At 25.3% G+C, this 12,560-nt stretch carries 11 protein-coding genes and 1 pseudogene; 9 read left to right on the forward strand and 3 right to left on the reverse strand.

The window, feature by feature from the left end; all coding sequences use genetic code 4:
- The first annotated feature begins 49 nt into the window (after positions 1-49).
- A complete protein-coding gene (locus tag ACI2WJ_RS07205) occupies positions 50-1,207 on the forward strand; it encodes a hypothetical protein (RefSeq protein WP_400255331.1) in 1,158 nt (385 codons plus the stop codon).
- A 37-nt stretch (positions 1,208-1,244) separates the two neighbouring features.
- Here the strand turns inward: ACI2WJ_RS07205 and ACI2WJ_RS07210 are convergent, their stop codons facing one another.
- Genes ACI2WJ_RS07210 through ACI2WJ_RS07220 form a run of 3 tightly spaced genes read right to left on the reverse strand, consistent with a single transcriptional unit; the run spans position 1,245 to position 5,249 of the window.
- Positions 1,245-2,621: a Sapep family Mn(2+)-dependent dipeptidase gene (locus ACI2WJ_RS07210; RefSeq protein WP_400255332.1), complete on the reverse strand. Its 1,377-nt coding sequence runs from the start codon at positions 2,619-2,621 to the stop codon at positions 1,245-1,247.
- A gap of 26 nt (positions 2,622-2,647) precedes the next feature.
- A complete protein-coding gene (locus ACI2WJ_RS07215; protein ID WP_400255333.1) occupies positions 2,648-3,658 on the reverse strand; it encodes a hypothetical protein in 1,011 nt (336 codons plus the stop codon).
- Between the two features lie 40 nt (positions 3,659-3,698).
- Positions 3,699-5,249, reverse strand: a complete 1,551-nt coding sequence (locus ACI2WJ_RS07220) for a hypothetical protein (RefSeq protein ID WP_400255334.1) — start codon at positions 5,247-5,249, stop codon at positions 3,699-3,701.
- A 359-nt stretch (positions 5,250-5,608) separates the two neighbouring features.
- Here ACI2WJ_RS07220 and ACI2WJ_RS07225 point away from each other — a divergent pair, with 359 nt between their 5' ends.
- The 8 genes and pseudogenes from ACI2WJ_RS07225 (at position 5,609) to potA (ending at position 12,560) form a co-directional block, all read left to right on the forward strand.
- Positions 5,609-6,211, forward strand: coding sequence for a hypothetical protein (locus ACI2WJ_RS07225; RefSeq protein ID WP_338957182.1), 603 nt, complete (start codon positions 5,609-5,611; stop codon positions 6,209-6,211).
- A gap of 122 nt (positions 6,212-6,333) precedes the next feature.
- On the forward strand, positions 6,334-6,585 hold the full coding sequence (locus ACI2WJ_RS07230) for a hypothetical protein (protein WP_338957180.1): 252 nt from the start codon (positions 6,334-6,336) through the stop codon (positions 6,583-6,585).
- A 377-nt stretch (positions 6,586-6,962) separates the two neighbouring features.
- Positions 6,963-7,268, forward strand: coding sequence for a hypothetical protein (locus ACI2WJ_RS07235; protein ID WP_400255335.1), 306 nt, complete (start codon positions 6,963-6,965; stop codon positions 7,266-7,268).
- 515 nt (positions 7,269-7,783) lie between these two features.
- Positions 7,784-8,995 carry an AEC family transporter gene (locus tag ACI2WJ_RS07240; RefSeq protein WP_400255336.1) on the forward strand — a complete coding sequence of 404 codons (1,212 nt, stop codon included), beginning with the start codon at positions 7,784-7,786 and terminating at the stop codon, positions 8,993-8,995.
- Between the two features lie 29 nt (positions 8,996-9,024).
- Positions 9,025-10,028 (forward strand): annotated as a pseudogene (locus ACI2WJ_RS07245) (NAD(P)-dependent oxidoreductase).
- Positions 10,029-10,210: 182 nt separating this feature from the next.
- Positions 10,211-10,705, forward strand: coding sequence for a hypothetical protein (locus tag ACI2WJ_RS07250; protein ID WP_400255337.1), 495 nt, complete (start codon positions 10,211-10,213; stop codon positions 10,703-10,705).
- 248 nt (positions 10,706-10,953) lie between these two features.
- Positions 10,954-11,487: a helix-turn-helix domain-containing protein gene (locus ACI2WJ_RS07255; protein WP_338957168.1), complete on the forward strand. Its 534-nt coding sequence runs from the start codon at positions 10,954-10,956 to the stop codon at positions 11,485-11,487.
- Between the two features lie 20 nt (positions 11,488-11,507).
- Entirely contained in the window at positions 11,508-12,560 is a 1,053-nt protein-coding gene (gene potA / locus ACI2WJ_RS07260; protein ID WP_400255338.1) for a spermidine/putrescine ABC transporter ATP-binding protein, read from the forward strand.

Genomic DNA, 12,560 nt, shown 5'->3' on the forward strand with positions numbered 1-12,560 from the left:
ACTAATGTGTTTTTTATGTTTTAATAAAGAAATAGAGAGAAGAGAAAAAATGCCACAAGAAGAAGAGTTATTAATAAATAATGATATAGATAGCAATATAGAAGCAAATACTATTAATAATAGTTGAAGTAGTTTAATATGATCAGATACTAAAAAAATAATTGGAACAGCTAGTTTATTAACAGCAGCAGTTGGTTTGAAAACTGTACAACGAGTATTTCAGGTAGCAGTTACTAGTATTGGATCATTTGATTGAAATAAAGTAAATCCTTTAAATAATTTAGTTGATTTTGGAGTAACTCCAGTACAATTGGTAATTAGTACACAAGCAATGAATTTATGAAAATGGGGCGCAGAAAAAATTTGACAAGAGGGAAGAACAATATTTAATAGAACTGCTGATCAAAAAATGAGTCCGCTTTTATCTTTATATCCCGAAATTGGTGTTGAAGAAGGTTATTCATGTCTTTCAAAAACAGCTATCTTTGGAAAAATGCTAATAGCAAAAGCTGGATATTGAATTTCGAATCATTTTATGATTACGGCTTCTAGTATGTATTCAGTTGGTTCTTTAACTAGTTTAGCTGAATATTGAAGTAAAATTATTTATGGCCCAAATATTTTATCAACAATTATACGAGCAGAAGTTTTATGTTATACTTCTATCTTAATAGATAAGGGTATAGAATATTTAACAAAAACACATATGTGGTTTGCTTTCAAAAGATATTTTAATTGTTTAAATAATAATAATGAAAATGATGAGTTAGAATCATTACTTTCTCAACAATCAAAATGTATGAGTCTTTTAAAAAGCGGTGGTTATTTAACAGCAATGGTAATAGCAACTATAATAGATAATGCAATTAAAAATGCAGCTGTTATGTATACTGCTGATAGATTACCAGAATTTGAATCTACATTTTTTCAAGTTCCAATGTTTGCTATTATGTTTGGTTTAATTATCAATGATACTATTGGTAATAAAGTATTAAATAAATATGCTAAAAAACAATGACAGAAATTTTTTACGTCTACTCCAAATAATGAATTAGAGGAAATAGTAACTAATAGTAATTATATGAGTATTAATAGTAGTGATGAACGACAATTAAGTAATAACTTTAATGATGAATTGGTAAGTGTTATTAATAGTATTAATGGTCCTGCTTTTGTTGGTTGTCCTAGAACTCTTTCAATTGCATAAAATTTATTTGAATGAAAATATAAAAAGTTAGAATAAACTATTCTAACTTTTTATATAATTTACCAATTTCTAAACTTCCCAGTGTACTAATAGCACGTACATAAATTAAAATTGATTTTCATAATTCGTCAACTTTAATACATTCATTATATTGATGTTCAGTTGAGTTAGTATGATCAAATATCGCACCAAATGCTACACAATTTGGCATTGCTCTAGCATAAGTTCCACCACCAATTGCAATTGGTTTTGCTTTTTTATCACCAGTAACTTCTTGATAAATTTCCATTAATTTAATAACAATTGTTGATTCTTGTGGCATATATAATGGTTTATCATAATGTTGTTGTTTTATTGTTAAATTATAAGGTTTTAATATTTTTGTTAATCTATTTAAAATTTCTTGTAAATCAGTTTTAACTGGAATACGGATATTACATCCTAATTTTGAACTTTTGCTATTAATTTCAACAATGCCAACATTAATAGTAAAACTTCCAGATTCATCATCTAAATCACCAAAATATTTTGTTAAAGCAGTATCTTCTTGTAAAATATCACCAACAAATTTAATTAGATTATGTTCAACTTTAAGTTCATTTAAAATTAATAAACTTCTTAATCCTGCATTAATTCCTTCATCTGGTCGTGACCCATGTGCTGGTTTACCATGAATGGTAATTTGTTGATTATTATTTTCAATTCGATATTTCTTATTTTTCCCAATTTTAACAAATGATTCAATATCAACACCATTAATATTACTAGTAGAACAAGTGACATTGTAAGCATCACCTGCATTAATAACAATGGATTTATGACCTGTACCAATAATATCTAAGTTAATAATTCCTTTTTCAGCATATACTAGCGGAAACATACCATCAGGAGTAAAACCAAAAGTTGGAGTACCTTCTTGCTTCATATATGTGTTAATTGAATCTCATGTTGTTTCTTCAGTTAAACCAAAGATAACTCTAATTCGACGATTTGGTTGATAGCCATGATCTTTTAAATATTTTAAACAGTATAGAATAATAATTGTTGGACCTTTATCATCTAATACACCTCGTCCATATAAAATATCATTAATAATTTCTGGCGAAAAAGGTGGAATTTTTCATTCTTCTAAATTACCTGGTGGTACAACATCAAGATGACCTAACATGGCAAATATTTCTTTACCATCACCATATTCTAAATATCCATACTTATTGTTTTTATCACGATAAGTTTTAAAACCTAATTCTTGTCCTAAATTAATAGCATAATCTAATACTTCCTTAACACCAGGCCCATAAGGTGCTGCTGTTGTGGGTGGTTGAGCATATGATTGAATTTTAACAATTTCTTTTATTTTTGTTAGTGCTTGTGGAAAATATTTTTCTTTTAGCAATTTTTCATTGAATTCCATATTTATTCACTCCTTGATATATAAATTTAAATAGTAGTATTAGTTATAATATCAACTATTAAATCATTTAACAATAATCAGGAATTATTTGTGCAAGATAAATGATTATTTTTTATTTTTATTTGTTTATTTTTGATTAATTTACTAATCAGTGGCTGCTCTAGAATATTATCATTTTTGTTAAATTTTATTCCCTTTTTTAGTAATAAACCTTGTATTAATTTTTGGATTAAAATTTCATTTGTTGATAAAATACTATTTTTTTGATTGTTATTATTAATGTTATTGCTATTAGTAATTATTATTGCTTTATCTTCTGTTTTAATATATGAAACAGCATTTGGACCAATTCCATAATAGTTTTCTAATAAACAATATGCAATAATATATTTTGATTGATTATTAGTATTTTTACTATAACTATAGTATTCATAGTTATCATATTTGTGCTTTTTTAAGAAATTATTAATATATCTTTTAATAGTAAGATTTTGTTTGTGATTATAACTATCATAGCTAATGTGAGGTTTTTTTAATTGCATACATATTTGTAAATCATTATTAACATCAATTACTGTTTGATGAGGAAGATTATATTTTAAATCAATTGAGAAATTATTAATTTTTAAGTTAATAGCATCATTAATAATTTTTATACTTTGTTGATAATTAAATTTGTTATTTAATTGATTTTGAAAACTAATTATTTTTCAAATTAAACGATTAATTTGAAATTTGGAAAATAATTGTAGAGTTGTGAAATTGGTATTATTAATAGTACATTCAAAGTTGTATTCTTTGATAGTGGTTGTCAATGGTTTAAGTATTATTAATAATTGCTCTAAAAAATTAATTGGTAAAACTGACTTATTTTTGTTAGCAAGATAAATTGTTTTTAAGTTTAATTGGTATTTATTTATTATTTTTGTTAATTCTTTTTTAATACTTTCTATAAAATAAGAATAGTTAGTATTTACTTCATGTTTAAAATTAGGTATTTCTATATATAAATGTTCAATGGTAGTTTGTGTATTCATAAATAAATGATACTATATTTATTTTAAATTACTATTATATTTATGTTCGTGCTTTTCAATGTTGTTCTTTTGCAATATTTTTATTTCCTTTTGAAGAAATTTTAGTTTTTCAAGAAGGGTAATTTTCACCTTTACTTTTTGCATTAACAATATTCATTGGATCTAGATTATATAATTCAGTTGTTCCTTGTTGACTAGTAGGACGATGTAGAACAATAGTTCAAGAGTAAGTTTCTAAGTTATCTGCTGCGCTATAATCAGTGGTAAATGAATCACGAAACATTCAAGCACCACCATAATCTTTACGATATAATTTATCACTAACACCATCAATTATTTCCGCTTTTTCTCAAACAGCTTCAATTTGTTCTAATGTTCAATGGTGAGTAGTAACTTTTTGCACTTCGATTGTTTCTTTTTTTGTATTTGTATTTGTTTTCTCTATTATTGGTTGTGTTTCTTCAACAGTTATTGTTGTTGCTTGTTCATTAAAATTAGATGTTTCAGATTCAGAATAACTACTGTCTTTAACATCAAAACCACCTTGATTTTTTGGTTGGTAATTAGTTTCGCTATTAATATTACTTTCTGTTGTTGGTGATTTTGAATATATTGTTGTATCTTCTACACTTGTTTTTTCAACTGTTGGTTCTGAATATATTGTTGCATTTTCGATATTATCATTAATTTCTTCTTCATTTGTAATAGATTCGGATTTAAGATTAGTAAGAGTACCTGGTGTTGGTGAAACAGTTTCGGCATGATAAGCACCTTGCGTTGGTGTTTGTGATAGTTCATGATTAGTATAATGGACAGTTGCTGTTGAAGGGTTAGTGATTATTTTTTCTTGTGTTAGATCTTGCTTAAGAACAGTATTGTTAGTTTCTTGGTTTGCTACTTGTTGTTCTTCATTATTTTGAGGTACTGGTATTGGTACGACGTTAGAAAGCGTTATCGTATCATCAACTTCTTGTTTTGCTATTACTGTTTCTTGTTTTGCTTTTGGTTTAGCAATAGGCATTAATAGTGTATTTGATTTGTATTTAGAGGTAATATTAATAATTAATCAGAGACTGTGGATTAATAAAAGTATTGCAAATAGTTCAGCCAACATTCATGGTAAAAAAGCTATTAGAAAGTTACCAGTTGTATTTATTATTTCGCCGTCTTTTTTATTAGCTAAGAAAGTAAAAGTTTTAAATCTAAAAATAAAAAATACAATAAGAAAGATAACAAATATTGCTGAAAAAATAAAACTTATTAAACAAAAAAGTGCTGATACACTATTTTTAGTTTTTAAAAAAATAAAAGGTACGACTACTAATGCTAAAGATAAACCAGAGACTATGAAAACAATAATACTTATTATATTGAAACTAATTTGTAAATTAGAATTAGGTTGTTGTGGATTATTGAATCATTTAATATAGTTATCAATTGCATCTCGACCAATAGTTGCTCATAAAGCCCAACCTATCATTAAACTCGTAGTAATTAGAAGGCCATTAATAAGAATTGTTAATTTGCTATATAGACCAATACGATAAATTTTTGGTTCTTTCATTGAACTAGAATTTATTTCTTCTATCATAAAAATACCCCAATCTATTTTTAATATACTTACTCTTTTTATAATTATATCAAATTAAAAATTAAGATAGTGTCGTGTAATTAATTGGACTGGAAAAATGAATAATATTAATATATTATTGACTATTAATATTAGTTTTTAAATAAAATGAAAGTCTTTTTATTAAATTAAAGTTTTAGAGAAAAGGAAGATAAAAAGATATGTTAAATAAAACAGTAAAATAAATAAAAATAATAATTTTCGAATAACTATGTTATTTAAATAATGAATTTATTAATAGTTAAAATATTAGGTATTAATGGAGAACTTGGTCATATAATAAAATTAAATAAGATTATTAATTTGAATGGAGAAAATTTATGAATAAAGAAAAAAGTCAAACAAAGATTAGTCATTTAGATAGATTAAAGTTAAAAACATCACCTAATAAAAAAGCGGCTGCGTTAAAAATACTTTGAGTAGCAGCAACACAAGTATTTCGTAAAGAATTAACAACAGAAATAACTATTTCAAAGCAATTATTAGGATTAGAAAAAGAATGTTTACAATCAGTAGTATTGAACTGTATTAATAAAGATTCTAAGCAAATAATTTGAACTAAAAATATTTCTTTACCCCTTGATGAACTATGTTTATCATTTGGTATGTATAAATTAAGTGTTACTTTGAAAAATCCAAATAAAGAGGAATCTAATTATTCTGGTTTATTAAATACAAATGATAAATCTGAAGAAACAATAGTATATGAATTATTATTTGATGGAAAATGATTTAAAATAAATGATATTGAAAGTTCCAATATGAATTTGGCAGAAAGATTAAAATACAAAATTAATGAATTAGAAAGTAATTTAGAATGTGATAGTGATTTTGATGACATCGAAAAAAAAGAAATTAGTGCAATTGATTTACAAACTCAATCATCAACAGTTAAATCTAAATTAAACTTACCAAACTTGTAAAAAATATTAAAAAGTTTATTGCATAATTTTAAAATTTTAGCAAAAATAAGTGTAAACTAAATAAACCTATTGTTTTTTATTTTTAAAATAATGGGTTTTTATTTAAATAAGGGGGAATCAAAATGAGTTTACAAACAAAAACTATTATTGAAGAAGAATTAAGAAATGTAGAAGATTTAACATGATTTACTAAAAATTTTATTAGGTGTCATAAAAATTGACATCATGGTGAAACATGTAAATTTGAAAATCATTTTGATGAAAAAGATAAAAAATGTTTTCAATTTAGAACAATTATCGAAAAACCAAATAATGAAAACTATTTTATTTATGATGAAATAGTAAAAATAAAAGATAAAACCTTTTTTTATTAAGATTACATGATGATAAAAGAAAAAAAGTTTGAGAATTATTAATTTATTTTGAAAATAATGAAATTGTTCAACAAATTAGACATTTACGTTATAAGCAATTTTTAAATGAAATTAAAAATAATGAAGAGCTTATAAAAAAAGAATCTAAACATACAACTATCATTAGAACACCATTTTTAGAATTTGTAAGAACTATTACAAATCAAAAACAAGAAAATATTATAGAAGAAGTACAAGATAAATATTGAATTTTTAAAAGGTTTATATGAAAGATTTTTCATGGTTTAATATTTTTTATTGCGTGGGGTGCTACATCTCCTATTGCTAAAATAATTATCACACCGATAATTAGTACATTTGTTGTGTCAAGTGCTATTATGGGTTGATTACCTTTTACTATTGTTGGTATTGTTGCTGGTATTTGTTACAAAATTTTATGTGAATGTGCTAAAAAATTAAGAACAGTAATGTTTTCAAATGTAAAAGACAAGTATCAACTTGAATTAGAACAGAAAATAAAAAAACTAGAAAATAGATCAAATAATTTAGAAGAAGAAGTTCAATTTTTAAAAGACATATCTTTAAATTCAAAAGAAGCAATAGAAAAAAGAATTTTAAATTGTTTGCAACAAACTAGAGAAAAAAATGAACCAAAAACTTTTAAAACTTTAAAAAAAAATTAAATCGAAAGTTTAAAAGAAATAAGTTTTCAAAAAAATATTACCAATCAATTAATCAATGAAACGAAAAATGACAAGAAAATATTGCATTTTCAAAATATTTAGAACCTAAACATATAAAAAAAATAAAAGATGTTTTTACTGAAAATAAAAAAGAAAAGTATCAAATTGAATCCGAAGAAAAAACAAAAGAAATATGATCAGAATTTCAAGAATGAAAAAATAAACTAAAAGAATTAGAAAAAGAAGCTAGTGAAACTAGAGTAAATGGATTTATTCCAGAAGAAGATAATAGACAAAAATCCAGCTAGAACTATGAAAAGAATGGGTCTATAACTTTAAAAAAAATATTATAATTTTAATTTACCAAATTTATTACTCTATACACAATATTGAAAATTTGGTAAATTAGTTTTATTTTTTATTTGAAAGTTATATAATAACACATAAGTAGTTACAAAATACTTAGATTTTAGAGAAAGGAGAAAGTATTAAAGAAGGGAGAAATAGAAAGAAATATGCAATTTTATTTACAAGCTGATGTTGGTCAAGCTGTTATAAATACATTAAAAGCTTGAGGATTTTGAAGTGCAATTTTAGCAACGATATTTGTAATTTTTTTAGGTTGATTTTTAACGAAGAGAGGGACATTTAAAAAAGACTGAGAAGCAGTTTTAATTAAAATTGTTATGGTTGTTGGTTTACCATCTTTAGCTTTTGATGGTTTTATGACAAATACAACAACAGAGCAAGTTAAAACGCAAGTTGCAATTTTACTAGTTGGTTTTTTATTCTATATGATACTGGGAATAGTTGCTAAATATTTTTATATTAAATATGATAAGGATATTCAAGATACATTAGCAATGTGTACTGTATTTGCTTCAACAACATTTTTTGGAATTCCTGTAGTAACAGCACTATTTGATAATGGAGCTGCCACCTTACCAGCTAATATTTTTAATATTCCATATCGAATATTTTTATATTCATTAGGGTTTATTGTAATGAGCAAACCTATTAAAGCAGCAGTAGTAACAAAAGGACAAACTGGTGCTGATTTTATTGTTGATACAAAACTAAATACTGATGGATATGCACAAATTAAATCAGAAATGAAAGTAATAAAAAGAGAAAATTTAATAAAGAATGTAAAGCAGATTTTTTTAAATCCAATTTTAATTGCAACTATAGTTGGATTTATTTTTTGAGTTACACAATTAATTCCTGGAATTGCTATTGTTCCTGATCAAAATGATATTACTAGTGGTCAACATTTTTCACCATTACGATTAGATAATACATTTCCACCATTGTTTAAAGTAACAAAAACTTTAGAGGCATTATGTACGCCATTAGCATGATTGGCAATTGGAATTACTTTAGCAAAAGGTAATTTTAAAGATGCTGCACAAGATAAAAAAGTATGATTTGGAATGGTAATGAAAATTATTTTTGCACCATTATTTGGATTAGCATTAGTTTGTGCAGTTGCGGCAATTTGAAAAGAAACCGGAGCATGAAAATTAGATACTGTTGGATTAGGCGTTATTGTAATTATGTTAGCAGCCCCCCCAGCATCAGTTATTGTTGCCTATTCAATTGCTTACAAAAAACAGCCATTGTTAACAAGTAATTTAACATTAATTGCTACATTATTTTCAATTATTTCATTACCATTTTGAGTAATTATTACTACAGCGATTGGCGCAACACCGTTATTTAGTTAAAATATAAACAAAAGAAAGGGAATAAAAATATGGCAAAAAAAATTAAAATGGTTTGTTATGGTGTTCGTAAAACAGAAAAGCTTTTTTTGAAACATTAAATAAAAATTATGGATATGATTTAACGTTAATTGAAGAGTATTTAACAAAGGATAATATTGAAACGGCAAAGGGACATGAAGCAGTAATGGTTCGTGCTAATTGTGACTGTTATGAGCAAAATTTATTAAAAATGAAAGAATATGGCGTTAAATATTTATTAACTAGAACTGTTGGTTATAATCATATTGATTTAAAAAAAGCTCATGAATTAGGTTTTAAAATGGCATATGTACCTGGTTATTCGCCCAATGCTGTTAGTGAATTAGCAGTAAGTATGGGAAACGGCTTACTTCGAAATTTATTTTATAGTGCTAATCATCAACAAAATCATAATTTTAAAATTGATGATTTTATGTTTGCCAAAGAAATTCGTAATTCAACAATAGGAATTATTGGAACTGGCCGCATTGGTTATCAAGCAGCTAAGGCATGACATGGAATGGGAGCAAAGGTATTAGGATATGATATTTATGAAAGTGATCAAGCAAAAAGTATTCTAACTTATTGTGATTTAAAAACTTTACTTAAAGAATCGGATTTAATTTCATTACATTGTCCATATATTAAAGAAGAAAATTACCATTTAGTTGACAAGAATTTTTTAGCAAAAATGAAACCTGGATCAGTTTTAATTAATGTAGCTCGTGGTGAATTAATGGATTTACAAGCAGTTTATGATGCAGTTAAAAGTGGTCATTTAAAAGGTGTTGGTTTGGATGTTTTAGAAAATGAAAGCAAAGTTTTTTTTAAAGATTTTGCTGGAAAACCAACTCCCGATAATATTACAAATAAATTATTATCATTATATCCACGTGTTATTGTGACACCACATATTGGATCGTATACTGATGAAGCTGTTAAAAATATGATTGAAATTACTTATGAAAATTTAAAAGTAATTTTATCTGGTCAAGAATGTAAAAATAAAATTTAATTTAATAATTGATTATAGTTATTTTACATATTGTATATGAAAAAAATAATATGAATATTAATATATACTAATGTATTATGTTATAATAACATCAAACTTAATATAAGTTTTTTACCTATTTACTTTATTTTAAAGTAAATAGGTTTTTTATTCTAAATTTCAAATAAGGAAGATTAAAAGATATGCCCATTATGGAAAAAAGAGAAAAATTAAATAATAAAGTAAAAAATAATGTTACTCCCATTGAACTTATTGCAGCGGGTAGTACTATTGGAGTTGTTACTGGCGCTGCAAAAGTTGTTGGTATTGGTGTTGCGGCTGTTAATTTAGTTACCTCTACGGTTGCTAATGCTGCTACTATTGTTACTGGTGATGATGGGGGTGATGTTGCTAATATTGTTACTAATGTAGCCTCTATTACTTGTGCAGCCGGAGGGGTTGCTATTCTTGGTACTCCTACTATTATTGGTTTAGTTGCTGGTGGAGCTGCTGTTGGTGCCATTAGTGGTGCTATCGATGGTGGTTTTGAAATAACTCAAATGTTAGCAAAAAAAGATGATGAAAAACAAGAAGAGCAAAAATTAGATTTTGAAGGTTCAAAAAAAATTATAAATTCAAATTTAGAAAATTTATATTCTTCAACAAGTGTATACAATTCTAATACATCAACAATGTAAAAGGTAATTTATTAAAACACATCAATTTCTTCTTTACTAAAAAAATAAAATATATTTTTTAAATTTATAGTAGAAAAATGAAAAAAATATTCTTTTTATTACACATTTTTACACTAATAATTTTATATTTATTTTATTTATTAAAAATAAAATAAATAATTGTTTTTTTAAAAAAATATTATATAATTTTATTTGTATTATTTAACTTAAAGTTTAGTATAAATAAACAAAAGGAGAAAATAATCAATATGAAAATTGGAAGAAAGTTAAAAACTTTAAGATTGAAACACAATTTAACTATGGAAGAGTTAGGGAAACGTTGTGATTTATCAAAGGGATTTATTAGTCAGTTAGAGCATGATGTTTCTTCACCTAGTATTGAAACACTAAAAAGTATTTTAGACATTTTTGATTGTCCATTATCAACCTTTTTTGCTGGTGAAGTAAAAGAAAAAATAGTTTTTAAATCACAAGATGTTACTGTTAGTGACGAAGAAGATTATCAAATAAAATGAATTATTCCTAATGCTCAAAAATTAACATTAGAACCAGTAATTTTAAGTTTAAAACCATTTGGTAATTCAAATAAAATTCCGCCATTTCAAGGTCAGATCTTTGGATATGTATTAAGTGGAACAGTATTTGTTCATTATGGTGCAACTAGAGTAAAAGCAGTAGCTAATGAAGCATTTTATATTAAAGGTAATGAAAAACATTATTTAGAAAATCCCAATAATTCAATTGCAACTATTTTATGAGTTTCAAATCCACCAATTTTTTAAACCATTTAAAGGAGGAAATTATGAGTGTAAATATTTTAGAATTACGTAATATTACCAAAGAATATGATGGTAAAGTTGTTTTAAAAGGAATTAGTTTAAATATTCATGAAGGTGAATTTCTTACCATTCTTGGTCCTAGTGGTTGTGGTAAAACAACATTATTAAGGATTATTGCTGGTTTTGAACAACCAAACAATGGTCAATTATTGTTTAAAGGTAAGGATTTAACTAAAATTCCAATTCATAAAAGAGAAATAAATACTATTTTTCAAAATTATGCTTTATTTCCACATTTAAATGTTTTTGATAATATTGCTTATGGTTTAAAGTTAAGAAAAATTGATCGTGAAAAAATCAAAAAAGAAGTTAAAAAAGCTTTAGATTTGGTTAAATTAAATGGTATGGAAGATAAAGATGTTAATGATTTATCTGGTGGTCAAAAACAAAGAGTAGCAGTAGCTAGAGCATTAGTTCTTAATCCTAAAATTTTATTATTAGATGAACCTTTTGCTGCTTTGGATTTGAAATTACGTCAACAAATGCAAGTAGAATTAAAAAAAATTCAAGAAGAAATTAATATTACTTTTATCTTTATTACTCATGATCAAGAAGAAGCATTTATTATGTCAGATCGGGTAGTTGTTTTAAATCAAGGTCAAATTCAACAAATTGGGACACCACAAGATATTTACAATGAGCCTGAAAATAAATGAACATCACAGTTTGTTGGTAGCTCGAATGTTATTGAAAATGGTGTATTTGTTAATGATTATTGTGTTCGTTTTGACGGTAAAAAATTTGCATGCTCTGATACTGGTTTTGGTGAACAAGAACGTAATATTGATATTATTATTCGACCAGAAGATATTGATTTAGTTAATGCAGGTAGTGGTTTTTTTGATGGAACTATTAAAACTATTGCTTTTAAAGGATTATTATGAGAAATTGAAATTATTGCTAATAAACGCAAATGGATAGTTCATACTACTGATAATTTTGAAGTAGGTAACCGTGTTGGTTTAAAATGAAATGTTGAAGATATTCATGTTATGTGAAAGGAAATTGAAGAGTAA

This window comes from Spiroplasma endosymbiont of Cleonymus obscurus (assembly GCF_964273375.1).
GTDB lineage: Bacteria > Bacillota_I > Bacilli_A > Mycoplasmatales > VBWQ01 > Spiroplasma_E.